Genomic DNA, 25,469 nt, shown 5'->3' on the forward strand with positions numbered 1-25,469 from the left:
GTGTTTTCGGTGAAGGAACACCGGAAACTGACGATGCTTTGAGCATTTTTCAGAGCTCTTCCACCAAACGCTCCAGCAGATCATCGCAAGCTGACAGCTGACTTTCCAGAATGAACTCGTCAGCTTTGTGACCCTGCCCCTCCATCAAACCCGGCCCGCACACCAACGTGGGCACGCCCATCCCGCTCAGCAGCCCGGCTTCGGTTCCAAAAGCAACTTTGATAGGAGCACTTTGCGTTTTGAGAACAACATCCTGTACCCAGCTTTGGTTACGGGCAACCTCAAGTCCTGGGTAGGAGTTGGTGATCTCAACCGTCGCGCGCGCAGCATGTGCGCCCTCGTTGAAGCGTTCAGCGAACGCGGCAACCTGTTTATTCAACAGCGTCATATCCTGATCGGCAAGGTTGCGGATTTCGAACCGCATTTCGGCTTCGGCAGGCACAACGTTCAAGGCCATTCCGCCAGACAATTTCCCCACATGCACTGTGCTGTAGGGAATATCATATGCAGCGTCGAACGGCCCGACCTTTGAAAACTCGTCCTGCAACACCCTGAGATCAGACATGAAATCGGCCGCGAGGTGCAAGGCGTTCCGGAATTTGGGGGCCAATGCCGAATGTCCAGCCTCGCCCGTGAAGGTGGCCTTGTACGCGGTCTTGCCCTTATGGCCGGTTGCAACCTGCATTTGCGTCGGTTCCCCCACGATACACAGCGCGGGTGGGCGCAATAGTGGCGCGAGGTCCGGTTGCATTTGCTGCAAACCGACACAGCCAATTTCTTCATCATAGGACAACAGGATCGCTAGCGGGCGGTGAAGCCTTTCAGCATCCACTCGCGCCGCCAAAGCCAAGGCAGAGGCGACAAAACCTTTCATGTCGGTTGTGCCGCGACCAAACAATTTGTCTTTCTCAGTGGTCAGTCGAAATGGGGGCCGTGTCCAGGTTTGGCCTTCCACCGGAACGACATCCGTGTGAGCGGAAAGAAGCAGGCCGCCTTCTCCCTCCGGCCCAATCTCTGCGTATAGGCCCGCTTTCAGCCCGCATGGAGATGGGATCCGTGAAACCCGGAAACCGTTGGATTTCAGAAATGCTTCCACAAATGAAATCAAGGGAAGGTTGCTTTGAGCACTTACGGTCTCAAAAGAGATCAGCCGGTCGAGTAGTTCAAGCGTCTTCACGGCGTCATCACCTCAATGCAGTGCTTCAGGAACTCGGCACAGGTTCGTCGATCCATCACGCCTTTGGCTGACAGCATACCCACCGCGATCGGCGGCACATCACTGTCTAAGGGGACGAAAATCAGTGGCTTTCCGTCTGGCGCGGCTGATCCGATGGGTCGGAAATTGACGATGGAATAGCCGAAGCCGTTTGCCACGAGACTGCGCGCAACAGCCATGTCACGGGTCCGCTCCGCAACGACAGGAGCGACGTTTTCAACATCAAAGAATGTCCGGAAATAGTCCGAACTCAACGGCAGATCGAGCAGCACCATCTCGTGCGGGGCAAGGTCGCGCACCGTCAGGCGCTCACGTCGCGCCAAAGCGTGATCCGGCGCAAGCATGACATAGGGCGGCAGTGTTTTGATCGGATGAAACTGCAGATCATCCGGAACATCGATGGCGTAGCTCAACCCAAGGTCGATATCTCCACGGCGCAGCCCCGCAAAGATGTCGGGCTGGGTAAGTTCCGTTTGGCTGATCGTGACCGACGGAAAGCGATCCTCAAAACTGCGTCGCAGATCTGGCACAACGATTTGCGCAAATGTAACCAGACAACCCAGGCGAAGCGGGCCTTGAACCGCGTCGGAAACTGTGCCGGCAAGCCGCGTAAGTTCAATAGCCTCGGAAAGAACCACTCGAGCCTGCGCGGCCAGCCTGCGTCCTGCTTCCGTCAAGGCCAGCCCTTGAGATGGCTGGCGAATAAACAGCGCGGTTCCTAGTTCATTTTCGAGTTGTGACAGCGCGGTCGAGATAGACGGAGAAGAGACGTTCAAAGCACGGCTTGCAGCGGCGATGCTGCCTGTCTCGGCAGCCGAGGCGAAGTATTCAAGCTGCCGAAGTGTGAACCGTGTTTGCATAGGCAGATCGTGGCTGAGGTGATGATGGCCGTCAATTGTCGCCGGGCACGCCGTAAGATGGCGCTCCGCGGGGATCGATGGCGCGTTGAATGTACGCATCCAACTGGGGTTTGTAGACCTCCCACGCTGTGGCGATTGCCTCTATCGGGCAATCCTCGGTCCAGTCGCAGCGCAAGTCAGCGATGGGCCACGTCACCTTGTCCACAATCTTCATGCCTGCGGAATGGACTGGCCCGGCTTCCCCACCGGCGGCAAGCCCGGCCCTCATGGCAGCGATCAAGCGGTCGCCGAGATGGCCCTGGCTTGCGACGAAGCCTTCGACAATCGCCGATGGCACGTTCTCGTTCGCCAACAGGTTCCCGCCGGACGCGACATCAGGGCCGTCTGCCTGGGTCCAGATGCCGAGCGAATTGGGGCCGGAATGGATCGCGGTTTGCCCATTGGTGTCGATGCACAACACTTGTCGGTATTCGATGAAGCTGCCGCGCGATTGGATCTCAGCAATGGCCTCAGTCGCCGAAAGCCCACGTTCCATTAGGTCCAGTGCCATTGGTCCAAGTCGGGGATCGGTCACGTTCTGGGTCGCCACCGCCCCGACCCCTGCCCTCGCAAAGGAACAGCGCGCAGCAACAGCTGGCGACGACGAAGAGATTGCCAAGCCGAACATCCCTGTATCGGCACAGCGGGCGACCAGCGAGAATGTCATGCGGGGATCACCGCTGTGCCATCAATCTCAACCAGCCATTCCGGCCGCGCGAGGGCCTGAACAACCAACCCTGTCGACACGGGGTGAACGCCTTTGATGTATTCCCCCATTGTCCGGTAAACCGCCTCTCGGTGGCGCACGTCGGTTATGTAGACGACAACTTTCACCAGGTGGCTCATATCGCCGCCAGCTTCTTCGATCAGTTGCTTGATGTTTTGCATGACCTTGTGGGTCTGTTCGACCGGATCATGGCTATCGATATTCACAGCATCGTCCAGGTTTTGCGGGCATTGACCGCGCAGCCAAACGATCTTGCCAGAGGCCTCCGTTACGACTGCCTGACACAGATCGTTGTCCAGGTTTTGTTCCGGATAAGTATCGGATGTGTTGAACTTGCGAATGCGCGTATGGGCCATGCTTTCCCTCAGATACGGTCTTGGGCGGCGAGCCAGAGTTGAAAATCGCGGATAGTGCCTTCGTAATCGTCTTCCGCAAGCGGGCCGGACACGGCGTGTTGTGACCCCAACGCGATCTGCATGCGCTCAAGCTTTTCGCGATCTTCCTGGTTCACCTTTTCCCAAAGCGCGATGCGGGCAACGATCGTGTCGTCGTCCAGATCATCGCCATAAGTCGATAGGGTCCACTTCACTCGAATTTGGCCCGCGCTCAACGGGAAAATACTCAGCGAAACCAGAAGGCTTGCAGCTTGACTGGCGACTTGCGTCGGAAACAGCGCGAAAAGCGTGGAGCGTAGGCGTTCATCGTCTGTCAGATTTGGAGCGCCGAGGCCACGCGGCGGAATGTTCTTGGGATAATTCGCTGCGTAGGACGTAAAGCCATCACCCACCGCAAGCTTTCGCGCCAGGCCCGTTGGCGTGTAATCGTGCAGGGTTTGCGGGTGCACGACGGACAGGTGATAGCCCTCCATGAAATTCTCAACGAGGCATTTCCAATTCGTGTTCCACACCTCTTCGGCAACATGTGCCAGGCGGAAGCTCTCCGTCTCATAATTGGTCAGCAAACCATTGAGTGCCGGCAAATCGAACGGGGCAGCCGCGCTATCCAGATTTACATAGATAAATCCGTTCCAGAGCACCCGATTATGACGGTGCAGGCCGCAGGATTTCGCGTCAAAAGCCGCATTCTTCATGCGCGCGGCCCGCATCAAGCCGCCGTCGAGGTCGTAGGCCCAGGCGTGGTAGGAGCACACAAAACGTTTCGTGTTCCCGCGCCCCTCCGCAAGGGGCATTCCACGGTGACGGCACACATTCGCAAGGACCACGATGTCCCCATCGACCTGTCGTACCACAATCAAGGGCTCATTCAGCAACTGGACCGCGAAGAAATCGCCCGGTGCGGGGATTTCGTCGATGCGGCCAAGGCAATGCCATCCCCGGCGCAGAACGGTGTCAGCCTCGTGGCGAAAGCGGTCTTTCGATGTGTAAAACGCGCCCGGCATCGTCATGGGGCGATCCGGTGGAAGTGCTGCAATGGCCTGCAACTCGGATGAAAGCCACGACATGATTAGGCACCCCCATTCAACGCTGGCCTAAACGACGGGTCCATGCGGCTCATGAGGTACTGGGCGAAATCGAAGTTGGGCCGTTCAAGGTGCGACAGGTGCCCTGGCTCAGCCCCATCCGCTGATAAACCGCGAAAAACCTTCTCGGTGCATCCGCGATCTTCAACATTCACGTCATCCAGCAACGCTTTGAGATCAATAAGATTCTGTTGCGCTTCGGCGTCGTCCTTATAGTCGTCGGACATGCCCCCACCGAACCGGATTTGAACCTGACCCGGGCCATTGGGATGTAGGCTGAGATACCAAAAATAGCCGGGGGTAAGCGTGATCAAAAGGCTCGGGTATATTGCCAGCAGAAACGTCGTCCGCCGCTCATCGCCGTGAAGCCGGTCATTGCTGGGATGCGCCATTGCGATGCGCAACGACTCATCTTTGAGGATGGTATGGTAGTTGAACGCGTTGCGTCCGGGCGGGCAGATCATCTCATCCAGTTTTGAAAGCCCGCCAATCGTACCCGCATGGCAGACGGGCAAATGGTAACTCTCCATGAAATTCTCAGCGAGGACCTTCCAGTTCGTATCCCACAGGTGCTCTTCAAAGAAGGTCTCGGTGTAGTTGGTCATGTCGTAGCCTTTGACCAAATCCTCAACCTCTTGCAGCTCCTCCCGAACCGGGTGCGCACTTGGGTTGAGAGAGATGAAGACCCAACCAAGCCAATCCTCGCAGGCAATGTCAGGCAGGCTATAATCGTCTTTGCAAAACGCCTTATTGCCGTTCATTGCCGGCGCACCACGCAAGCTGCCGTCAAGATTGTAGGTCCAAGCATGATAGGGGCAAACGATGGTCTTGGCGTTGCCCCGACCGTGCAGAAGCGTCGACATGCGGTGTCGGCAAACGTTCGAATAGGCCTTCAGGGCCCCTTCCCTATCGCGCAGCACGATGACGGGCTGCCCCGCCAATTCGCAGGTCACGTAATCGCCCGGGTTCGCCAACGCGCTTGCCCGCCCAACGCAATACCATGAGGTCTTGAAGATGTTTTCCAGCTCCGCGTCCAGAAAGGCATCCGACGTGTAGACCGATGGCGGCATCGCTCGGGCTTGCTCAAACGGGACGGAAACACTGGCCCGCAAAGCGTCGATGGGGTTTGGAACTGGCTTTGCAATGGTCATGGCGACGGCTCCATTCTCAGGCGGATGCAGGACGGTATTCGCGGTAATTGCGTTGGATTTCTATCTGATCTGCGACATAGGCCGCGTCGTGCCAGACACCCCAGATAAAGGTCGATCCGCGGCGCGATTGCCAGGGAAGACCAAGATAATAGAGGCCAGGTTCAGGCGAAACGCCACGCTGGTGCAGCGGCGCGCCAGTGGCATCAAACGCATCAGGAAGATTAATCCAGGAAAAGTCCTGTCGGTAGCCCGTTGCCCAAAGGACCGTTGAAATGCCCGCCTCGGCCAAATCCAGCTCTCGAATGGGATCGGTCACGCAGACAGGATCATCGGGCAAAAGATGCGCCTCGGGCTCTTCCGGCAGGTCGAGGCCAAACTTCGCGATATACGCGTCGGCTTGCGCCAACATATCAAGATAGTTCGCATCACCGGCTGCTAGGTTGTCTCTTAGGTCATCATCCAGCAGCAATCGGCCATCCTGATAACCGGACGCCCGGCCGAGCAAGGTCATGCCTCGATGGGCCAGCCACCGGAAATCCACAGTTTCGCCGCCGCGGGCGCCGCTGACCGATATCGTAACGTGCTCCGTGCCCGGCGCTTTGGCCGGGATGTCCCACAGGCCCAACACGCCGAGCCACCAGCAATAATCCCTGCCCCGATAGGCGCGTGGCGGGCGGTCGTGCGGACCAACACAAAGGTAAACCTTGCGCCCTGCCCGTTGCAGTTCATCGGCGATCTGTCCGCCAGATGACCCCGCACCAACGACAAGCACGGCGCCGTCGGCAAGCTGATCCGGATTGCGGTATGAGGCGGAATGCATCTGCACTACCCCGGCACTCTCAGGGATCAGCGATGGGAAAACAGGATGTTGGAACGCGCCGGTCGCGGAAATGACGTTCTCCGCCTGGAACACGCCCTGCGAGGTTTCAACGACAAAGCCCGAACGCCCTGTCGCACGTTTTAGCAACTTCACATCAACGCCGGTTCTGATTGGCGCACTATGGGTCTGTGCAAAGGTCTCCAACGCTGTGGCAACCTCTTCTTTGTCGGGGAACGCATCGGGACCAGAGGTTGGAAAGCGCATGCCGGGGAAACAATCATGCCAGGCCGGTCCATTTGCGACGAGCGAATCCCAGCGACGCGTGCGCCAGCTTTCCGCCACCCGGTCTTTTTCCAGGACCAAATGCGGGATAGCGTGGCGCGAAAGATGGGCGCTGGCCGCGATCCCGGCCTGGCCTGCGCCAACTACGAGGGTGTCGATGGATTCGCTCATAGGCGCTGCCTCCAAATTTCGGGAGGATTTTGCAGGATCAACATGACTGAGAAAGATGTTTTTATCTGGGGTGCCCTTAGGCCTCACCTAACAACAAGAGAAGGCGGCTTGCCCTGCTCATCCTTGGGGCATCGGCACACCTTTACGCGCACTGGTGAGCGGGGATGCCTGTGGTGCGAATTTACAGCTTTTAGGCTTGCGCTGTAAATTTCCTTACAAAACGATCTTCCGCGGACGCAGTGTCGTGGATTATGAAAGTTTCGTCCGCCATGGTTTGCGGGAGCTTTTTGTGCGGGAGGATGCGCAATAGCTCGAACCATGGGAGGAATACATGAGTTTTTCGAAAGTCTCGCGTCGCGGGGTCATGAAGGCTGGCGCGGCAACTGGTGTTGCTTTGGCCACGCCAACGCTGTTCACCGGTGCAGTTTGGGCCGATGGCCATACCGGTTTCACCAACGCTCCAGGCGAAGGATCGGTCACACTCGGGTTCAACGTGCCCCAGACCGGCGCCTATGCAGATGAGGGTGCGGACGAGCTGCGCGCCTACCAGCTGGCGGTTCAGCATCTGAACGGCGAAGGCGACGGTGGCATGCTGAACACCTTCTCCGAGCGCAACCTCGACGGCACCGGCATTCTTGGCCGCCGCGTTGAGTTCGTGACCGGTGATACCCAAACCAACTCTGACGCCGCACGTGCATCTGCACGTTCGATGATCGAACGCGATGGCGCCATCATGATCACCGGCGGTTCGTCGTCCGGTGTGGCTGTGGCCGTTCAGGGCCTCTGCCAGGATGCGGGCGTGATCTTCATGGCGGGTCTGACCCACGCCAATGACACGACCGGTAAGGACCGCCGCGCAAACGGCTTCCGTCACTTCTTCAACACGGAGATGACGGGTCGCGCCCTCGCGCCGATTCTGGAAGGCCTCTATGGTGCTGACCGTAAAGCCTACCACCTGACCGCCGACTATAACTGGGGCTGGAGCCAGGAGCGGTCGATCCGCGCCTACACCGAAGGCCTCGGCTGGGAGACCGTAAACTCGGTCCTGACGCCTGTGGGCGCGGGCGACTTCTCGTCCTACCTGACACCGGTTGCAAACTCCGGCGCGGACGTGCTGATCCTGAACCACTACGGTGGCGACATGGTGAACTCGCTCACGCAAGCCGTGCAGTTTGGTCTGCGCGACATGCAGGCAAACGGTGTGGACTTTGCCGTTGTGGTTCCGCTGTTCTCGCGCCTGATGGCGCAGGGTGCAGGCTCCGCAATTGCCAACATCCACGGTTCCACCAACTGGCACTGGTCGCTCAGCGACGAAGGCTCGCAGGCTTTCACCCGCTCCTTCGGCACCGAGTACGGCTTCCCGCCGTCGCAGGCCGCACACACGTGCTACGTGCAAACCCTGCTTTATGCAGACGCCGTACAGCGTGCAGGCAGCTTCAACCCCTGTGCGGTTGTCGAAGCCCTCGAAGGGTTCGAGTTCGACGGTCTGGGCAACGGCCCGACCCTCTACCGTGCCGACGACCACCAGTGCTTCAAAGACGTGCTGGTCGTGCGTGGTAAAGAGAACCCCGAGAACGAGTATGACCTTCTGGAAGTTGTGGAAGTCACGCCGCGTGACGCAGTCACCTACGCGGTTGACCACCCTGACTTCGTCGAAGGCCAGCTCGGCTCCTGCAACCCGGGCGCGTAAGCCCAGGGCTATTCACACCATTCGATCCGGGCGCCATGCTGCGCCCGGATCTACCGTGACACTGCGCGCCCCTCGTGCTGCGCAGCTTTTTTGGGGATCCAGGGACAATGGAATCGATCATCCTTCAGTTGCTGAACGGATTGGACAAGGGTTCAGCCTATGCGCTGATCGCACTTGGCCTGACGCTCATCTTCGGCACGCTCGGTGTTGTGAACTTCGCCCACGGCGCGCTGTTCATGATGGGCGCCTTCATCGCAGTGACGCTGAACATGCTGTTTGGCGTCTCGTTTGAAGTCGAAGATCCAACCCGAACGGACTTCCTCGGTAATGTCATGATGGTCGACACGCCATACGTCGTCTATTGGTTCGGAGAGGATTTCGGCAATTGGCTGATTGACTGGTCCGTCCCGATCTCAGTCCTCGTCGCCATCCCTGTCATGGCGTTGATTGGCGTCGCGATGGAACGCGGCCTGATCCGGTTCTTCTATAAACGCCCCCACGCCGACCAGATCCTTGTGACCTTTGGGCTTGCCATCGTTCTGCAGGAGATCATCAAGGCCTTCTACGGCGCCAACCCGATCCCGACCCCTGCCCCCGAAGCCTTCGTTGGTTCGTTCGATGTGGGCCAGCTTCTGGGCTTTGACCCGTTCGCGGTCATGTATCCGTACTGGCGCCTCGTCTACTTCTTCTTTGCCGCGCTGATCATCGGCCTTGTCTTTGCCTTCCTTCAGTTCACGACCTTCGGAATGGTCGTGCGCGCCGGTATGGCAGACCGTGAAACCGTAGGCCTTTTGGGCATCGACATCGACAAACGCTTTGTCACCATGTTCGCCATTGCTGCGATCGTCGCAGGCCTTGCAGGCGTGATGTACACGCCGATCTTGTCGCCCAACTACCATATCGGGATGGACTTCCTTGTCCTCAGCTTCGTGGTGGTCGTGGTCGGCGGCATGGGATCCCTGCCCGGCGCGGTCGCCGCAGGCTTCCTTCTGGGCATCCTTCAAAGCTTTGCCTCCATGTCGTGGATCATCGAGTTGATCCCGGGCATCAACCAGGTGGTCATCTACCTTGTCGCAATCGTCATTTTGCTGACCCGTCCGCGTGGCCTGATGGGCCGCAAGGGCGTGATGGAGGAATAAGAAATGCTGGGTCTCAACGCAAAAGACGCGCGTCTCTACATCATTGTTCTGGTGATGCTGGTCTTCGCCCCGTTCTTCCTCAACCCCTTCCCCGAAGGCTCGGGTCTGGCGCAGTTCAATGCGGGCTATCCCGACATGATGCAACGCCTTGTGATCTTCGGCCTCTTCGCGGTGGGCTTTAACATCCTTTTCGGGCTGACGGGCTACCTGTCGTTCGGCCACGCTGCCTTCTTGGGTGTGGGTTCCTATGCAGGGGTCTGGATGTTCAAACTCCTGACGATGAACGTCATCCCGGCATTGATCGTATCGACCATTGCGGCGGGTCTGTTCTCTTTGCTGATCGGGTACATCTCCCTACGGCGTTCGGGCATCTACTTCTCGATCCTGACGCTCGCTTTCGCGCAAATGTGCTACAGCCTCGCCTATTCGGTTCTGACGCCCATCACGGGCGGTGAGACCGGCTTGCAATTGGCTTTGGATGATCCGCGCATCATCGGCGTGCAGCAAACGGCGGAGGGCAATATCCCGGTGCCACACCTGTTCGGCCTGCAGATGAACGCCAACACCACGTTGGAGCTTGGCGCTTGGTCGTTCACCTTCTCTGTCGGTTACTATTTCGCTGCCGTCATCTTCGCACTGGCCTTCTACTTCACCATCCGCCTCTTCCGGTCGCCCTTTGGCCTGATGCTTCGCGCGGTGAAATCGAACCAGAGCCGGATGAGCTATACCGGTCTCAATGCGCGGCCCTATACGCTGGCGGCTTTCGTGATCTCCGGCATGTTCGCAGGTCTCGCAGGCGGTCTGATGGTCTCCATGGACCCGCTGGCCGGGGCCGAGCGGATGCTTTGGACAGCCTCGGGTGAAGTGGTCCTTATGACGATCCTCGGCGGTGTCGGGACGTTGATCGGCCCCATTCTGGGCGCTGGCGTGATCACCTATCTTGAGGCGATCGTTTCCACAATTAACTCGACCATCCTGCACGAATGGTTCGGCGGTTTGCCGGATGGGTTGGAAAACTTCATGGTGAACATCCTTTACCCCTTCGTAGGCAAAGGCTGGCACCTGACCCTCGGCCTTGTCTTCATGGTCGTGGTGATCTTCCTGCCCGGCGGCATTGTTGAGGGGGGCCGCAAGATCTTCGGCCTGTTCTCCCGCAAACAGAAAGAACCGGGTGACGTGCCCCCCAACGCAGCAGCCCAACCGGGCCCCGGTGAGTAAGGAGAGGACGGATGGGAATTCTTGAAGTCCAGAACATCAACAAACGCTTCGGCGGCCTTCAGGCCCTGGGAGATGTGAACCTGAGCGTGCAGGAAGGAAGCTGCCACGCGATCATCGGGCCGAACGGTGCGGGGAAGTCGACGCTGCTCAACGTGCTGGTCGGCAAACTGATCCCAGATACAGGATCGGTGACGTTTGAGGAGAAGAACGTCCTCGGCCGCAAACCGCACGAGATCAACCAGATGGGCATCAGCCGTGTGTTCCAGACGCCTGAGATCTTTGGGGATCTGACGGTGATGGAGAATATGCTGATCCCATGCCTCGCGCGGCGTGACGGATCCTACAGCCTGAAAGCCTTTATCAGCATACCGTCCGAGAAGGCGCTGAATACCGAAGCCGAAGAGATGTTGGACGAAGTCAATATGCTCGAAAAGCGAGACATGCAGGCCAGCTCACTGTCTCGCGGCGATAAGCGGCGCCTGGAAATGGCCATGTGCTTGGTTCAGCAACCGCGCCTGTTGCTGTTGGATGAGCCGACCGCGGGCATGGCGCGGGCCGATACCAACAACACCATCGAGCTCCTCAAGGAGATCAAGGACAAGCGCAACATCACCATGGCGATCATCGAGCATGACATGCACGTGGTCTTCTCGCTTGCCGACCGGATCACAGTGCTTGCGCAAGGCACACCGCTGGTTGAGGACACGCCCGAAAACATCAAAGGCCATCCCAAGGTACGTGAAGCCTATCTTGGCGAAGCACAGGTCTGAGGAAGGGATACAGACATGAACGAGAAGCCGAAGTTCGACAAGTCGACCAACTTTTCCTCTCACGCCCCGGCCTTTCTTTCGGTCTGGGAAATCGACGCCTATTACGACGAAAGCTACATCGTCCAGCACGTGTCGTTTAACGTGCATGAAGGCGAAATCCTTGCCCTTCTGGGCCGGAATGGCGCCGGCAAAACCTCGACCTTGCGCACCATTGCACGGGTGGATGACCCTGAGTTGAGGCACGGTGAGATCTGGCTGGATCACCAGCCCCTGCACAACATGAAAAGCCATCAGGCCGCAGGCGCAGGCATCGGATTGGTGCCCGAAGACCGCCGCATCATCCCCGGCCTGACGGTCGAGGAAAACTTGAAGCTCGCCCAAATCGCCCCGCCCATCGGCTGGTCGTTTGAGCGCCTGTATGAGCTGTTCCCCCGCCTCGGCGAACGTCGCAAGCAAGAAGGCGTGACGCTGTCGGGAGGTGAGCAACAGATGCTGGCGATTGCGCGCGCTTTGGCCCGGGACGTGAAGGTCCTGCTTCTGGATGAGCCTTATGAGGGCCTCGCCCCCGTCATCGTCCAGGAAATCGCCAAGACGCTGGACGTGATCCGCGAACAGGGCATCACCACGATCATCGTGGAGCAGAATGCCGTGGCGGCCCTGAACCTCGCCGACCGCGCCGTCATCCTCGATACCGGTAGTGTCGTCTTTGACGGATCAGCCAAGGAAGTGCTCGACAACAAGGAATTGCGCGAGGAATACCTCGCGATCTGACCTGCTTCACATCGCGATATCAAACGGCCCGCACTCTCACCTGCGGGTCGTTTTTTGTTGAAGTCCCGCTTACAACCTGCGCGTAGTTTGCCGGCAATTTGTAAGCCCAACTTTCACACGACGCGCAGACATGACCATTCGCCTTCTCAAGACCTTGGTGGCTGTCGCCGATACCAAAACGTTCAGCGCGGCGGCGGAGGCCGTGCATGTCACCCATGCCGCCGTCAGTCAGCAAATGCGGACGCTGGAAGACGATTTGGGCCTGACCTTGTTCGACCGCTCAAAGCGCACCCCGACCCTGACGGCCGCTGGCCAACAGGTGGTCGAACGCGCCCGCCGCCTGATTGCAGATTATGACGGGTTGGTAGACGCGGTGCTGTCAGAGGATGGGCTAAGCGGAACCTTCAAACTTGGCGTTCTGCGCACAACCCTGACCGGTCTGACCCCGAAAGCCATGGCGATCCTGAAAACGCGTTTCCCGGAGGTCGGCCTGCATCTTCGGACCGGCCTGACCAGCGCGCTGCTTGCAGATCTGCAGCGCGGTGATCTGGACGCTGCTATCACCTCAAAACCGCACCTGCTTCCCAAGGGTCTCGCCTTCCATGACCTCGCCCATGAACCGTTGGAGCTTATTGCCTCCCCCGATGAACAACATGACGATCCCCTCACCCTGCTCGCAAATCGCCCCTATATCCGGTTCAACCGGAACGCGGTCGTGGGCACGCTGATCGACAATTGGATCGTGTCGCAAGGCGTGGACGTCCATGAAACAATGGAACTCGACAGTCCGGAGGCCATTACCAGTATGGTGCACGCGAACCTTGGCGTTTCGATCCTGCCACGGCTTGCCGTGCCACCGGCTGAAGCCGCGCCCGTCAAACGGCTCAGGCTTGGTCCGGATGCCCCGGAACGCGTCGTGGGCCTCGCGCACGCGGTCCCGCCGCTCAAAGCGAAGGCCATCCAAGAGGTGTTGAGCGCCCTCACCCATGTTATCGGCACCGCCCATGACGCCTGAAACCATCCTGTTCCTCATCGCTGGCGCATGTGCGGGCGGGTTCATCAACGGGCTGTCAGGTACAGGCACAGCCTTGTTTGCATTGGGCTTCTACCTTGTCGTGCTGGACCCAGTCACTGCCGTGGCCATTGTCGCGCTGATGTCGGTGGTCGCTGGCATCCAGGGCCTTTGGGTCGTGCGCCACGCCATCCTGGATCATCCCAATCGGCTGCTTCGGTTCGCCTTGCCCGGTCTGGTCGGCGTGCCCATTGGCGTTTGGCTACTCAGCGGTCTGGACACCAGCGTTTTGCGCCTCGGGGTGGCTGCGTTCCTGATCCTCTACGGCAGCTATTTCGCCTTTCGTAAAGCCTTGCCCGCCTTCTCGCGCCCTACCCCTGTGCTGGACAGTCTGATCGGTGGCATCGGCGGTCTGCTTGGCGGGGCCGCCGGCATGTCGGGTGCCCTGCCGTCGATGTGGATGTCGCTGCGCCCATGGACGAAGTTCGAAACCCGCGCCGTTTTGCAACCGTTCAACATGGTAATGCTCGTGACAACAGTGGTCTTGCTGTACCTGCGAGGCGGCTATGACAGCGCGCTACCGGCACTGGCAATCACAATCCCAGGCGGGTTGCTTGCGGCGCAAGTTGGCATCTTCGTTTTCAAACGGCTCAGCGACACCGGCTTTCGGCGCATCCTGATCCTGCTTTGCCTTGCCATGGGGATCGGCGTGTTGTTGAGCGAAATCCTCTAGATCACTTCGTCCGTACGATCATCGCTTTCGCCATAGCGCTTCAACACAGCCGGCTTCGTGCCTTCATACACACGCGCGACATTCTCGGCGATCTTCGCGTTTTCACGCTCGAACAGGCAGTTCCCGTTCAGGTCTGACGCCACAATAAACGGCCCCATCCTGTTGCACTTGATCACCCACATCGCCTGCGCGAGGCCCAGTTCCTCATTCCAATGCACCGCTTCGACATTCTCCACCCCGCGCCCCAAAAGCGCGCCGGTGCCGTAGCCCACGGTGCTCAGATAAACCGCCCCATTGGGCACGAAGTATTCCTTGTAATCCTTCGACGACATCCCGCCCTTGCCCACGATCAGCTTCGCGCCGGTCTTCGCCATCCATTCGGGCAGCCATTTGGCAAAGCGGAAGCTGGCCGTTGCGGTCACGGCCCCCATATCGAACGATCCATCCGGATTGATGCGAGCGGCCGGAGAACAGTGGAAGTTCGCCGCCGATTGCGACGGCAATTCCATCGGAATATTCGCCTGCTCCTCCAGCGCGCGCATGTAGACGCCTTCCCGCGCGGTGTACATCAGGCCAGAGAGGTAAACGACGTCGCCAAGGCGAAGCTGTGCGATGTCTTCATCGGTGGGGGTGGTCGAAAGGACAATCTCGCGCGGGCTCATTCTGCAGCCTCCCGCACAGGTTCCCATTCCACGGTTTCGCGGCGCTGGTAGTCAGTGAACCAATCCGGGTCTGTCCGGTGTTCGACTCGCCCATCCGCATGAATGCGTGCAACGGCGCGGCGGGACGATAGGCAGAAGGCATGAACGCTCATCGGCATCCCGCCTGTATGGCAGTAACCCACTTCAATATTGCAGTCTATCACCATGTTTTTGCCTACAAATCCCATGGCGCCCATGCCGATGGAATTTCCGAGTTCCTTGAACTCATCCTCCATCTCGGCAATGCGCGGATCGGAGTTTCGGCTGCCCACGGTGCGCAGGATCGAGGCCCGTTTTCCAAGCACCATGCAGGTATCCTTGGACCCACCCAGACCGATCCCAATGATAGCAGGCTGGCACGCAAGGCCACGCTTACCGAACGCCATAAGGCTGTCGAGGTAGAACCGTTTGATCCCTTGAATGCCATCGGAGGGAAACAGCATCCGGTAGTCGGTGCCAAAAAGCCCACCTTTATGCACGGTGATCAGATCAACCCACTCCCCTTCGGGCTCGAACCCATATTCGATCTCGGGCGCGCCGATGCCGACATTGTTGTCATGGTCCGTGCGCCACAGCGGATGCACACGATTGGGCCGCAGCGGAACACCATTCGTGGCGCTCGCCGTTGCCCGCCGCAACGCCGCCTCAAGTGCCACCATGCCGCCTTCAACGCGCGCCTCATTTCCCATCTTCACAAACCAACGCGGCACGCCGGTATCCCCACACATCGCGCGTCGGTCTTCCTTGGCGGCTTCGTAATTGTCGAGCATCGCTTTCAACACGAACGACGACAGGTCGCCATCTTCGGTCTGAGCCGCCTTCTTCAAGCCGTCGAGGTAATCCTGAGGGATCTCGATTGCCGCCTTGTCCATAAGGGTTTCAGCCGTCTCTTGTATCAGCTTGATCGGTATCATTGTGCTGCCACCAATGTTTCGGGTTCGCCATCGGGCAAGATCGTCTCACCCGGGCGAACGATGGTGAATTGAACGGGCTCACGGGTGACATCGACCGTGCCGCCCTTCATCTGAGCCACCGTGAAATCGCTGTTTTCCAACCCGCCGTCATCCGGGAAATCCTCGCGGAAATGCGCGCCGCGTGAGTTTTCACGAGCAATCCCGGCCTTGGTGATGACCTCGGAGATATCGCAGAGCGAGCGGAGGTTCAGCCAATCGTGCCAGGTCAGGTTGAACGCAAGGTTGCTGTCATCAACGCCGACATCCATCAACGCGTCCGAGACTTTTGCGATCCCGTCGAGGCCACGTTTCATCCCCGCTTCGGTGCGCATCACGCCGACCTCGTCCCACATGACCTCCTGCAACTCCTTTCGCAGGGGCAGGATCAGATCAGGGGTCTTGGACATGGGGTAAACCGCCCGCGCAACCTCGGCCTGAAGCACCTCTTCATCCGGATCACGCAAGGACATGCCGCGAACGTCAGCGCCCATCGTATCACCCGCAATGCCGCCATAAACCGTTGAATTTGCAACACCATTCCCGCCGAGCCTGTTCGAGCCGTGGGCACCGCCAGCATCCTCCCCGGCAACATAAAGCCCCTCCATCTCGGTCCGCGTGTCCACGTCAACGACAACGCCGCCCATGAAGTAATGGGCCGTTGGCACGACCTCCACCTTTCCGCCTGCCAGGTCGAAACCGCTATCCGCACAGCGCTTGACCATACCCTTGAACTTCTTGGCCACCCAATCTGGGCCAAGGTGGGACATCGAAATGAAGACGCCCTCCTGCTCCGGATTGTTGTTCTTGCGCATCTCGGCGTAGATCCCGCGGCTCACCACGTCGCGGGTCGCGCGCTCTCCCTTGCCGTCATAGTCGAACATGAACCGCTGACCCGAGTGGTTGATCAGTTGCCCACCTGCCCCGCGCAGCCCTTCCTCCAAAACGGTGCCAGTCATCCGCGTGTGGTCGCCCGCCAGAAGGCCCGTGGGGTGGAACTGCACCATCTCCATATCGCGCAAGCGCAGGCCCGCGCGCAAAGCCATGGCGAGGCCGTCCATCGTCTTGTCACCTGACGGCGTATGATACTTGTACATCGTCGGGCCACCACCTGTGGCCATCAGCACCGTCTTCGCGCGCACAAAGCGGAAGCCACCCGTCCTCATGTCGATCATCAAGACGCCCGCCAGCGCCGATCCGTCTTTCGTTGGGATCAGTCCAATCGCGCGGTGCTCCTGCAGCTTCTCAACACCACTCGCCAGCACCTTCTCCATCAAGCGGTTGATGATCTCGATGCCAGTCAGGTCGCCCTTATGCACCGTGCGATCCGCCGTTTGCCCCGCAAAGGCCTTTTGATGCAGCGAGCCGTCCGGGTTTCGGTCAAAGAAACAGCCAACCTCGTTCTCCAACTCACGAATGCGCACCACGGCTTGTTCGCACAGCCGCCAAGCCATGTCCTGATTGGGCAGCCACTTGCCGCCGTTGATGGTATCCATGAAGTGCCGCTCGACGGTATCGCCACCACCCAGCGCCACGTTATATCCGCCCTGCACCATCCGTGTGCAGCCGCATTTGCCGATCAACCCTTTGACGGCAATTGTGATTTTCGTGCCCTCAGGCGCGGTCTGTTGTGCGTGGAGCGCCGCGAAAAGACCCGCACCTCCGGTGCCGAGGATCAGGATATCCGTGTCATGCCGTTCAATCGCAACCATCTCACACCGCCTGTAGGAAAAACGCGCCCGCAATCAGGAACGACACAGCCGCCGCCCCAGCTGCCAGCGACTTCTGCGCAGGGCGCCAAGGCAGCCATTCCAGCGCCAGCAAACGCAGCCCGCCGAACATGTGGACCGCTAGAAGGAAGACGAGGCCGAATTCCGCGACCTTTACCGTGGTCGCCTCTGTCATCGCAAGAAATCCGTCAAGGCGCCCCGGCTCAGACACGGCCATGGCCAGCACCCAGAAATGCAGTGGCAAGAATGCCGCCAAAGCCACGCCCGACAGGCGATGCACGATGTAAGCAATCCAAAGCGGATGGGCACGCGCCGGGGCCTTCATGCGCCTACTCCCGCAAATGTCACGGCCCATACTGCCCGTGCGCCAAGCGCAAAGAAGGCAAGGCCCATGCCCCACATCAACACATCCAGCGCCCGGCCCGAAACCTTGCCCCATTCATGGGCAATCACCCGCAAGCCAATCGCGCCGTGGATGGAGACCGCCACCACGAAAAGACCGTAGAATAGGAACCACAGGATCGAGCCTTGGGTGCGCCCGAGGATTTCTGCCGCCGAAAGCCCGCCTTGGATCGCGTAGATCATCACCGCAATATGACCCAACACGAACGGCCCCATAAAAAGCGCCGTGATGCGCTGCGCCATGTATAGCCTCAGCCCTAACATCAGCGCCGCCTCCGAAAGAAATCCTTCGCAGTTTCCCGCTTGAGGCCGGCTATAGCGGACATCGGATCAAGCTCGTTCGGGCAATAGGCCGTGCAGGACCCCATCGAATGGCAGTTATGGCACCCGCCTGTGCCACTGACCGCATCCAGAATGTTCTGCCGTGCCTCATCTTTTGCGTCATTCAGCAAGGTCCAGGCCCGCTGCAACGCCGCAGGCCCCAAATAATCCGCATTCCCGGCAACCGTATCGCACGCCGCATAGCAGACCGAGCAGTTGATGCACTCGATCCCTGCATTCGCCTCAACCCGTGCGGCGCTGTCCGCATCAACAGGGGCAATCGGATCATCCCGCGTCAGCGCGCCATGGTGCACCCCTTCCGCTGCCACCCATTTATCGAAGAACGGGTCCATATCGACCGCTAGATCCTTGATAACAGGCAGATTTCGCAGGGGCGCGATATGGATGCTATCGCCGTCCGTCACCTTTGACACATGCGTACGGCAAGTCCAGCGCGGCACGTCGTTGACCATCATCGCGCAGCTTCCGCACATCCCTACGCGGCAGGCAAAGCGATAACTCAGCGTCGGATCGGTGTTTTGCTGCAACCAACTAACCACATCCAGAACCGTCTGATTGTCGTAAGCCGGAACCTCAAACCGCTCCGCTCCCCCGTCACGGTCAATGGTCACGTTCAAAACGCCCTCAGACATCTTTGCTCCGCTACTTGGCTTGGCTTACCGTGGCTCTACACTGAAAGCGCGTCTTAATGAATGAGAATTATTGTGACAGATAGCGTAAGTAATACTAACGAAAATCCACTTCAGGCCTCGCTGGATGCGCGATTTGAGGACGCACCGCCAACGCAGATGCGGCCAGAATTGGAAACCATGGCGCGTCGCGGCTCCTGCCGTCATTTCACCGATAAGGCCGTTGACCCCGCATTGCTACGCACGCTCAGCGCCATCGCCCTGTCTTCGCCAACCAAAAGCGACCTGCAGCAGCGCGACATCATCCTGCTTGAAGACCCCGACCGGCGCGCACGCCTTGCCGCGCTTGTGGGCGGGCAGGATTGGGTCGCGCAGGCCCCCATGCTCGCGGTGTTCTGCGGCAACAACCGACGTCAGCGCCTGTTGCACGAACAGGCCAACATCCCCTTCGCGAACGATCATTTCGATGCAGTCTTCAACGCTGCCTGTGACGCGGCCATTGCGTTGGGGGCGTTCACGTCTGCCGCAGACGCCATCGGCTTGGGCACCTGCCCGATCAGCGCAGTTCGGAACGAGGCGCGCGCTGTCGCCGACCTTCTCGATTTACCCGACCACGTCTTCCCATTTGCAGGGCTGGCGATCGGTTGGCCGAAGCACCCGCCCCGCATTGCCAAACGCCTGCCCCTATCCGTCACCGTTCACACGGACCGATACCAGGAAACCGACCTTCCAGAGGCCATCGCTCGCTACGACGCCGACCGCGCCGCGGCCCAACCCTACCGGAGCCAACGTTTCGTTGAGACCTTCGGCGAAGCGGACCCTTACACATGGTCCGAAGACAAGATGCGCCAATACAGCCAGCCAGAGCGGGCCGATTTCGGGGCCTATATCCGCTCCATCGGGTTCAAACTCGACTAGGCTGCGAAGTCGGTGATCACGGCCGTACCGGGCGAAGTAGGCCCCCTCATGGCGTGCAATTCCGCACTCGCCCCCGAAAGCGGCACCTCCCGTGCCACCATGGGGGAGATATCGACGGCCCGGCGTTGAATCATCTCAAGCAGGCTGGGATATTTCCACGACGGCATCCCGCGTGTACCAAAGAAAGACAGCTGCTTAGCGTAGATGGCGCGCATGTTCACCTCCATCATGCCGCTGCCCGCCGGCATTCCAACCTGCACGTGTCGGCCCAAAATCCGCAAACACTCCAAAGACGCATTGGTCGTCGGCCCAATCCCCAGTGCCTCGATAGAGACGTGAGCACCACCGCTCGTAATATCGCGGATCGCTTCAGCGGCGTTTCCATTGGCGGCGTTTACCACAGCCTCCGCCCCATGGGCGGTCGCATGTTCCAGCTTTTCGTCCACGACATCGACGGCCACCACGCGTGCGCCCAATGCCCGCGCCAAAAGCAGTGTCGCCAGACCAATCCCTCCGGTTCCGTGGACGGCCACCCACTCCCCCGCCCGCACCTGCGCGCGGTCGGTCAAGGCATGCCAGGCCGTTGTCACGCGGCACCCCAGCCCCGCCGCCAGGGCAGGTGAAATGCTGTCAGGCAACGCCACAAGGTTATGATCGAACGGGACCGACACGAATTGCGCGTAAGCCCCGGGCGTGCCGAACCCAGGCGTAATCTGATTGGCGCACGCGTTTGAAACGCCCGTCGCGCAGGATGGGCAGGTGCCGCAGGCAAGGATAAACGGCGCGATCAGCCGGTCGCCGATCCGATGGCGCGCTTGCGGGCCAGCTTCTACGACCGTTCCGCAGTACTCGTGGCCAAGAATGGAGCCTTTGCCCACCTTAGGATGCTCCCCCACCCAGCCATGGAAATCGGAACGGCAAACGCCACAAGCAGCAACTTCCAGAACGACGCCGTTGTCCGGGCACGCGGGATCGTCGACCGTTTCAATCGACAGGTCCTCACTAAAGTCACGAATGACGGCTGCACGCATAGGACCACTCCCCCTTTTGGCCTTGTCTTAAACCGCAGAACTTAGATCTGAGCTTTGCCCGTTTGTGCGCAAAACGTCGGCATTAAACAACCGACCCGGCGCCTCCGCCCGCGCCGAAAGGCCCGTATGGCGCAGCATGTCCCACGCCAGCACAAGATTGCTCGACAAGACAGGAAGGCCGGTCGCGTCTTCGATGTCTTCAATCAAATCCAGCGTCCGAAGGTTGGTGCAGGACAGAAAGATCGCGTCACACTTCGCTTTCCTTGCGACCGCCATGGCCCCGTCACTCACTGAGTCCGGCGCGATGCGCACCACCTGCGCCTCCAGCTGTTCGTCGAAACTTCCAAAGGCCGGAATGTCCAAACCCCTGCTTTCCAATTCATTCATCAATCGCTCAGACACCGACGCGACATAGGGGCTTACAAACGCCAGCTTGCGCACCTGCAAAGCCTCGCACGCGGCCAAGAGGGCCGAGACGGGCTGCGTCACGACGCGGCTGTTGCACTTCGAACGGACAAGATCAGTGATCCGATCCACACCGATCTGGGCCGTGCCAGACGTGCAGCCATAGCCCACCACCGAAAACGAAGCGGCCCGCGGGAACAGAGATACAGCGCGCGACAGCTCTGGCTCCATCGCTGCGAGCGTTTCCGGCGTGACATCCTCGGCCGACGGGATACGCGTGACCAGCAGTTCCACGCTGTCGGGCAGAAGCTGGCGCATATCCCGTTCGATGGTTTCATCGGATTGCAGCGCCACAAGACCAAGTTGCGGCGGCATCTGGTCGACCAAAGTGTAGGGAAGCGCGCTCATATCACTCTCATCTCGCGGGTCTCACGCTGGCTCAGGCAAACGGGCCCGTTCTCACGGATCACGATGTCTTCTTCGTGGACAAGTATTTTCCCGCCCCCCACCGCCACACTTGGCTCCAGGGTAAGGACCATACCGGGCTCCAGCACCGTCTGGTCCGCCGGTATGATCGACGGACCCTCGGTCAACTGCATCCCCAGTCCATGTCCCAGGCGACCGGCATCTGAAGGCGCTCCACCATCGCTGACAACCGTGTTCATGGCGTGGAAGATATCACAGAAGCGAGCACCGGGCTTCGCCGCATCCAGCCCCGCGTCTATTGCTTCAATCAGCCGCGAATGCCCCATTTTCACCGCCTCCGCTGGCGCGCCGACACTGAAATTTCGGTCGAAATCGCTGAAATACCCGTCGCGGATCACGCCGGTATCCAGCATCAAGACATCGCCCACCCGCAAAGGCGCGTTCGTCGCCGGAGAGATCACATCATTATATCCGCCCTGCCCGGCGGCCCCCGCCAGGTAAGGCACCCAATCCGCCCCCTCGTCCAGACAAAGCATCTGAAAGCGGCGGAACACCTCGGACAGGGCCACGCCTACGCGCGCGATTTCACCCACCCGATTGAACGCCCGATCAGCAACACCGACAGCCGCCGTGATCTTGGCAATCTCGGCTTCCGATTTCACCATACGCAGCCGCCACGTAATTTCGTCATCCGGCACAAGCCGACGCGACCCAAGTGCGGCTTCCAGCGCCTCCATTCCGGCGCGCGGCATACGCACATGGCTTTCCAGATGCGCCGCCAGCCCAATCCGGCCACCTTCCGGAACAAGCTCTCGCAGCGTCTCAACCAGCAACCCAATCCCATCATCGTCATAGTCCGGCGACGCCCAGGTTCGGATGTCATCGACCCAAGTCTGTTGCATCAGATGCGTACCGATGGAGGGGATCACGGCAATTGGCGCACCTGTCGCTGGCAGAACCACAAACCAAGGCCGTGTGGGGCTTTCCCAAAACCGCGTCAGAAAACCAGTATAGTATCGAACCTCAACCTCGGTTGTCAGCAGGAGCGCATCCAGCCCCGTCTCCGCCATCAGCGACTGGGCTTTGGTACAACGGGATCGGAACTCCTCATCCGGAAACCCACGCGGAACTGTCATTCTGGCCCCTCGCTTAGGATCAAAAGGACACGAGACGCAGGTCCAACGCCTGCATCTGCAACCAAAAGCCCTGCCAAACCGGCAGCCCCAGACGGCGTGGAGGGCAAACCAAGCTGCGCCGCCTTGTTCGCGCCCGCCTCACCGTCTGCTTCGCTAATTGTCAGAAAGTCATCGGCATCCCGCGCCAGCCCTTTCAGCGCGATCAGCGACGGCTCCTTACAATCGAGCCGCCCCATGGCGGATGGCGGGCCTTCGGACACGACCGCCTGCCCTGCCTGCATCGAAGCCTGCAACGCCGGGGCGGCCTCCGGCTCTACGACGATGATCCGCGGGGCATCCCCCCAAACCTTGCGCGCATAAGCGGCACAGGCACAGGCCAGCCCACCAACGCCCGCCTGCAAGAAGATATGCGTGGGTGGCTCAGCGAGCTGTTCCGTCACCTCATGCATCAAGACAAGATAGCCCTCCATCAATCGATGCGGGCGCTCCAGATAACCTGGCCAAGACGAGTCCGACAGTAATATGGCGCCGTCCGCTACAGACTCACGCGCTGCGGCCTCCATGCTGTCTTCGTAGATCGCACCCCGCCACCGCACCTCCGCGCCCATGGCTTCCAAACGCTCCGCAAAAGCCACTGGCACAGTTTCCGCAAGGAAAATTACCGCCTGTGCTCCGAACGCTTTCGCCCCAGCAGCAACCGATAGGCCGTGATTTCCCGCACTGGCGGTGTAATACGCTGCGCCCTCTGCGCGACCCTCTTCCGCGTCACAGGCGATCACGTAAGCCGCGCCCAACGCTTTGAAACTGCCCAGATCCATCCGGGCCCTTTCATCCTTGATATGCACAGCAGCCGCGCCAACCTCCCCGGCAAGCTCGGATGCGGGCACCAAAGGCGTGGCTTTCGCGGCGGGGCAACGAAGAAGCAAGTCTGCGGGGCGTTCGGCTGATGTGGACGGAAATGGGATATCGTCCAGACTTGCAAGGACGGTGTCGCGGAGCGCGGGCGTGTTCTGGAGCATTTTCATGAACCACCAATACGGCGAACAGGCAGCGCCTATCCCGCAGAAAACCGACGCCCGGTGCGAAAAGGACGCCGCATCGCGCGCAAGAAGCGACTCATTCGATTAGACAACGTCGTGAGAGCCCTTCTGTCCCAGAGCGACCCACAACAGATTGCTCGTTCGCAATCCAAAACCCACTGCAACGTGCTTCATTATTGGGCGACCGAAAAAACCAAGGGCATCCATCGCGGCTTGCGCTTCCTGCGCAGCCTAATCTGTCGCTAGCTGATGTTGCGCATATGTGTGAGGTCGTCTCCTCCCTTCCTTGACGTCACGCATCCGCACACCTTGGTGCTGGCGGCCTACTCTCTCGTCTCTCTTCCACTTGAGTTGGCCGTCAGCGCACTTCTTTCCCTAATCATTGAGCTTTGGGCAGGTGCGCCACAGTTTCGCCACATTAATGCCCCGGGAAATGACAGATTTGCGGCGGAGGCTTTTGGAATAACCAAAAAAAATTGGAGCAGTTCCATGCCAACGCAAAAGCCAGCGCCGACACCGGCCAAGGGGCAGGCCCCTGCAAAAGAGCGTCCTGTACCGATCCGCTTCTCGGATTGGGCCAGCATCTGATACATGCTGAGGCTGAGGAGGCCTCAGATGACACAGGACAAAGTGGAGGATGATCTCACATCTATCCGCAATATTGGGCCCGCCTTGGCGGAGACCCTCACAAAGGCGGGCATCAAAGACGCCAAGGCCTTGCGCAGCCTCGGCGCACATGAAGCCTACCGCCTCATCCTGCGCACCGGCATCAGAGCGCACTTCATCACTTATTATGTGTTGGAGATGTCGTTGCAGGGTCGCGCTTGGAATGATTGCAAGGGTGCTGAGAAGGATGCCCTGCGCGCAAAGTTCGACCAATTAAAGCAGGAAGAGGCTGGACCGGGCGCGGATACCGAGGTTGAACGCGTTCTGAACCTGATTGGCACTGGCAGGAGCCGATAGGCCGGCGGACTGAACCTACGACTCGGCCTAAGACCCCCGAATCCTCCAAATATTTCAATCACCCCTCCCCCGTCTCACGCCACCGCGAGCCGTGATCACGCGGGCGTGGGGTTCGTGCAGCGCATGGGGAAGTCTGTGCACATGCGCACCTATATCCGCCAATTCTCGCGCTTCCGTGTATGGAATGTCAGGCCCTCACCCCGCATATTCATCTCATCGGACGGCCACAGAGGCTCTCCACCGAAACCAAACCAAACCCGGGCCACCTCCCAAATCAGGCCCACACACCAAAACTGAATAGGACCAGTAAAATGAAAAAGATCGCTCTCATCGCCGCCGTTGCCGCCACCGTTGCCGCCCCGGCTTTCGCCCAATCCGCAGCCTCCGTCGCCGCGATCCAGCACTTCAACATGTTCGAGGACAACGCGCTGGAGCGCACCAATGTGAACGGTGTTGGCCAGTCGGTATCGCCCAGCGGCGCGCTTGGCCAGACCTTCGAGATCCTCAACAGCGACCAGGACGTCGCCTCCGACCTGCGCGGCGTGAACGGCGCGACGCTCGTCAACGGCCAGCCCGCCTACGGCGCCGACATCTTCGACCGCCTGCGCGCAGCGTCGCTCGAAGACGAATAAGACTTCTCCGGTTTCTCTCCCCCGGACGCGCCCTTCACCCGAAACGGTGGGGGGCGTTTTCATATGAAAAAAGGGCGCCCGATTG

27 protein-coding genes are annotated in these 25,469 nt (G+C 59.6%); 10 read left to right on the top strand and 17 right to left on the bottom strand.

Annotated features, from left to right (window positions below; translation table 11 throughout):
* Nucleotides 1–49 precede the first annotated feature (49 nt).
* From argE to V8J81_RS09100, 7 genes are read right to left on the bottom strand one after another with little or no spacing between them, the layout of a single operon-like run.
* Nucleotides 50–1,177, bottom strand: coding sequence for an acetylornithine deacetylase (argE, locus tag V8J81_RS09070; protein WP_368475425.1), 1,128 nt, complete (start codon nucleotides 1,175–1,177; stop codon nucleotides 50–52).
* Nucleotides 1,174–2,076, bottom strand: a complete 903-nt coding sequence (locus V8J81_RS09075) for a LysR family transcriptional regulator (protein WP_368475426.1) — start codon at nucleotides 2,074–2,076, stop codon at nucleotides 1,174–1,176. The genes argE and V8J81_RS09075 overlap by 4 nt, the downstream gene beginning before the upstream one ends.
* A 31-nt stretch (nucleotides 2,077–2,107) precedes the next feature.
* The gene (locus V8J81_RS09080; RefSeq protein WP_368475427.1) at nucleotides 2,108–2,782 is read right to left on the bottom strand and encodes a DUF1028 domain-containing protein; all 675 of its coding nucleotides are present in this window, start codon (nucleotides 2,780–2,782) and stop codon (nucleotides 2,108–2,110) included.
* Complete coding sequence (locus tag V8J81_RS09085) at nucleotides 2,779–3,198, bottom strand: RidA family protein (RefSeq protein WP_368475428.1); 420 nt, start codon at nucleotides 3,196–3,198, stop codon at nucleotides 2,779–2,781. The genes V8J81_RS09080 and V8J81_RS09085 overlap by 4 nt, the downstream gene beginning before the upstream one ends.
* 8 nt (nucleotides 3,199–3,206) lie before the next feature.
* Nucleotides 3,207–4,304: an aromatic ring-hydroxylating oxygenase subunit alpha gene (locus tag V8J81_RS09090; RefSeq protein ID WP_368475429.1), complete on the bottom strand. Its 1,098-nt coding sequence runs from the start codon at nucleotides 4,302–4,304 to the stop codon at nucleotides 3,207–3,209.
* Nucleotides 4,305–4,306: 2 nt separating this feature from the next.
* The gene (locus V8J81_RS09095; protein ID WP_368475430.1) at nucleotides 4,307–5,473 is read right to left on the bottom strand and encodes an aromatic ring-hydroxylating oxygenase subunit alpha; all 1,167 of its coding nucleotides are present in this window, start codon (nucleotides 5,471–5,473) and stop codon (nucleotides 4,307–4,309) included.
* Between the two features lie 16 nt (nucleotides 5,474–5,489).
* Nucleotides 5,490–6,746 carry a flavin-containing monooxygenase gene (locus tag V8J81_RS09100; RefSeq protein WP_368475431.1) on the bottom strand — a complete coding sequence of 419 codons (1,257 nt, stop codon included), beginning with the start codon at nucleotides 6,744–6,746 and terminating at the stop codon, nucleotides 5,490–5,492.
* A gap of 331 nt (nucleotides 6,747–7,077) precedes the next feature.
* Between V8J81_RS09100 and V8J81_RS09105 the strand changes: the two genes are divergently transcribed.
* The 7 genes from V8J81_RS09105 to V8J81_RS09135 all read left to right on the top strand — a co-directional run bounded on the left by V8J81_RS09105 (nucleotide 7,078) and on the right by V8J81_RS09135 (nucleotide 14,079).
* The gene (locus V8J81_RS09105) at nucleotides 7,078–8,436 is read left to right on the top strand and encodes a substrate-binding protein (RefSeq protein ID WP_368475432.1); all 1,359 of its coding nucleotides are present in this window, start codon (nucleotides 7,078–7,080) and stop codon (nucleotides 8,434–8,436) included.
* Nucleotides 8,437–8,543: 107 nt separating this feature from the next.
* Nucleotides 8,544–9,575, top strand: coding sequence for a branched-chain amino acid ABC transporter permease (locus V8J81_RS09110; protein WP_368475433.1), 1,032 nt, complete (start codon nucleotides 8,544–8,546; stop codon nucleotides 9,573–9,575).
* A gap of 3 nt (nucleotides 9,576–9,578) precedes the next feature.
* Nucleotides 9,579–10,793, top strand: coding sequence for a branched-chain amino acid ABC transporter permease (locus tag V8J81_RS09115; RefSeq protein WP_368475434.1), 1,215 nt, complete (start codon nucleotides 9,579–9,581; stop codon nucleotides 10,791–10,793).
* A gap of 11 nt (nucleotides 10,794–10,804) precedes the next feature.
* Nucleotides 10,805–11,563, top strand: a complete 759-nt coding sequence (locus V8J81_RS09120; RefSeq protein ID WP_368475435.1) for an ABC transporter ATP-binding protein — start codon at nucleotides 10,805–10,807, stop codon at nucleotides 11,561–11,563.
* A gap of 15 nt (nucleotides 11,564–11,578) precedes the next feature.
* Complete coding sequence (locus V8J81_RS09125; RefSeq protein ID WP_368475436.1) at nucleotides 11,579–12,334, top strand: ABC transporter ATP-binding protein; 756 nt, start codon at nucleotides 11,579–11,581, stop codon at nucleotides 12,332–12,334.
* Nucleotides 12,335–12,464: 130 nt separating this feature from the next.
* Nucleotides 12,465–13,349 (top strand): LysR family transcriptional regulator, encoded by an 885-nt coding sequence (locus V8J81_RS09130; protein WP_368475437.1) that lies wholly within the window; start codon nucleotides 12,465–12,467, stop codon nucleotides 13,347–13,349.
* Nucleotides 13,339–14,079 carry a sulfite exporter TauE/SafE family protein gene (locus V8J81_RS09135; protein ID WP_368475438.1) on the top strand — a complete coding sequence of 247 codons (741 nt, stop codon included), beginning with the start codon at nucleotides 13,339–13,341 and terminating at the stop codon, nucleotides 14,077–14,079. Before V8J81_RS09130 ends, V8J81_RS09135 begins: the two co-directional genes overlap by 11 nt.
* Here V8J81_RS09135 and V8J81_RS09140 read toward each other — a convergent pair.
* Genes V8J81_RS09140 through V8J81_RS09165 form a run of 6 tightly spaced genes read right to left on the bottom strand, consistent with a single transcriptional unit; the run spans nucleotide 14,076 to nucleotide 18,836 of the window.
* Nucleotides 14,076–14,741, bottom strand: a complete 666-nt coding sequence (locus tag V8J81_RS09140) for a fumarate hydratase C-terminal domain-containing protein (RefSeq protein WP_368475439.1) — start codon at nucleotides 14,739–14,741, stop codon at nucleotides 14,076–14,078. The two genes, V8J81_RS09135 and V8J81_RS09140, sit on opposite strands and share 4 nt — an antisense overlap.
* Nucleotides 14,738–15,694, bottom strand: coding sequence for a fumarate hydratase (locus V8J81_RS09145; protein ID WP_368475440.1), 957 nt, complete (start codon nucleotides 15,692–15,694; stop codon nucleotides 14,738–14,740). The genes V8J81_RS09140 and V8J81_RS09145 overlap by 4 nt, the downstream gene beginning before the upstream one ends.
* Nucleotides 15,691–17,442, bottom strand: coding sequence for an L-aspartate oxidase (locus V8J81_RS09150; RefSeq protein WP_368475441.1), 1,752 nt, complete (start codon nucleotides 17,440–17,442; stop codon nucleotides 15,691–15,693). The genes V8J81_RS09145 and V8J81_RS09150 overlap by 4 nt, the downstream gene beginning before the upstream one ends.
* A 1-nt stretch (nucleotide 17,443) precedes the next feature.
* Nucleotides 17,444–17,785: a succinate dehydrogenase, cytochrome b556 subunit gene (locus V8J81_RS09155; RefSeq protein ID WP_368475442.1), complete on the bottom strand. Its 342-nt coding sequence runs from the start codon at nucleotides 17,783–17,785 to the stop codon at nucleotides 17,444–17,446.
* Nucleotides 17,782–18,126: a succinate dehydrogenase gene (locus V8J81_RS09160; protein WP_368475443.1), complete on the bottom strand. Its 345-nt coding sequence runs from the start codon at nucleotides 18,124–18,126 to the stop codon at nucleotides 17,782–17,784. Before V8J81_RS09160 ends, V8J81_RS09155 begins: the two co-directional genes overlap by 4 nt.
* Nucleotides 18,126–18,836: a succinate dehydrogenase/fumarate reductase iron-sulfur subunit gene (locus V8J81_RS09165; RefSeq protein WP_368475444.1), complete on the bottom strand. Its 711-nt coding sequence runs from the start codon at nucleotides 18,834–18,836 to the stop codon at nucleotides 18,126–18,128. The genes V8J81_RS09160 and V8J81_RS09165 overlap by 1 nt, the downstream gene beginning before the upstream one ends.
* Nucleotides 18,837–18,908: 72 nt before the next feature.
* Between V8J81_RS09165 and V8J81_RS09170 the strand changes: the two genes are divergently transcribed.
* The gene (locus V8J81_RS09170) at nucleotides 18,909–19,751 is read left to right on the top strand and encodes a nitroreductase family protein (RefSeq protein ID WP_368475445.1); all 843 of its coding nucleotides are present in this window, start codon (nucleotides 18,909–18,911) and stop codon (nucleotides 19,749–19,751) included.
* Here V8J81_RS09170 and V8J81_RS09175 read toward each other — a convergent pair.
* From V8J81_RS09175 to V8J81_RS09190, 4 genes are read right to left on the bottom strand one after another with little or no spacing between them, the layout of a single operon-like run.
* Nucleotides 19,748–20,782 carry a zinc-binding dehydrogenase gene (locus V8J81_RS09175; protein WP_368475446.1) on the bottom strand — a complete coding sequence of 345 codons (1,035 nt, stop codon included), beginning with the start codon at nucleotides 20,780–20,782 and terminating at the stop codon, nucleotides 19,748–19,750. The two genes, V8J81_RS09170 and V8J81_RS09175, sit on opposite strands and share 4 nt — an antisense overlap.
* Nucleotides 20,783–20,809: 27 nt before the next feature.
* The gene (locus V8J81_RS09180; RefSeq protein ID WP_368475447.1) at nucleotides 20,810–21,595 is read right to left on the bottom strand and encodes a maleate cis-trans isomerase family protein; all 786 of its coding nucleotides are present in this window, start codon (nucleotides 21,593–21,595) and stop codon (nucleotides 20,810–20,812) included.
* Complete coding sequence (locus V8J81_RS09185; protein ID WP_368475448.1) at nucleotides 21,592–22,749, bottom strand: M24 family metallopeptidase; 1,158 nt, start codon at nucleotides 22,747–22,749, stop codon at nucleotides 21,592–21,594. The genes V8J81_RS09180 and V8J81_RS09185 overlap by 4 nt, the downstream gene beginning before the upstream one ends.
* The gene (locus tag V8J81_RS09190; protein ID WP_368475449.1) at nucleotides 22,746–23,774 is read right to left on the bottom strand and encodes a pyridoxal-phosphate dependent enzyme; all 1,029 of its coding nucleotides are present in this window, start codon (nucleotides 23,772–23,774) and stop codon (nucleotides 22,746–22,748) included. Before V8J81_RS09190 ends, V8J81_RS09185 begins: the two co-directional genes overlap by 4 nt.
* 630 nt (nucleotides 23,775–24,404) lie before the next feature.
* On the opposite strand from V8J81_RS09190, the gene V8J81_RS09195 reads away from it, so the two are divergent.
* Together V8J81_RS09195 and V8J81_RS09200 are read left to right on the top strand one after the other, a co-directional pair.
* On the top strand, nucleotides 24,405–24,752 hold the full coding sequence (locus tag V8J81_RS09195) for a TfoX/Sxy family protein (protein ID WP_368475450.1): 348 nt from the start codon (nucleotides 24,405–24,407) through the stop codon (nucleotides 24,750–24,752).
* A gap of 311 nt (nucleotides 24,753–25,063) precedes the next feature.
* Nucleotides 25,064–25,384 carry a hypothetical protein gene (locus V8J81_RS09200; protein ID WP_368475451.1) on the top strand — a complete coding sequence of 107 codons (321 nt, stop codon included), beginning with the start codon at nucleotides 25,064–25,066 and terminating at the stop codon, nucleotides 25,382–25,384.
* The last annotated feature ends 85 nt before the right edge of the window (nucleotides 25,385–25,469 follow it).

It is taken from the genome of Gymnodinialimonas sp. 202GB13-11 (genome assembly GCF_040932485.1).
GTDB classification, from domain to species: domain Bacteria; phylum Pseudomonadota; class Alphaproteobacteria; order Rhodobacterales; family Rhodobacteraceae; genus Gymnodinialimonas; species Gymnodinialimonas hymeniacidonis.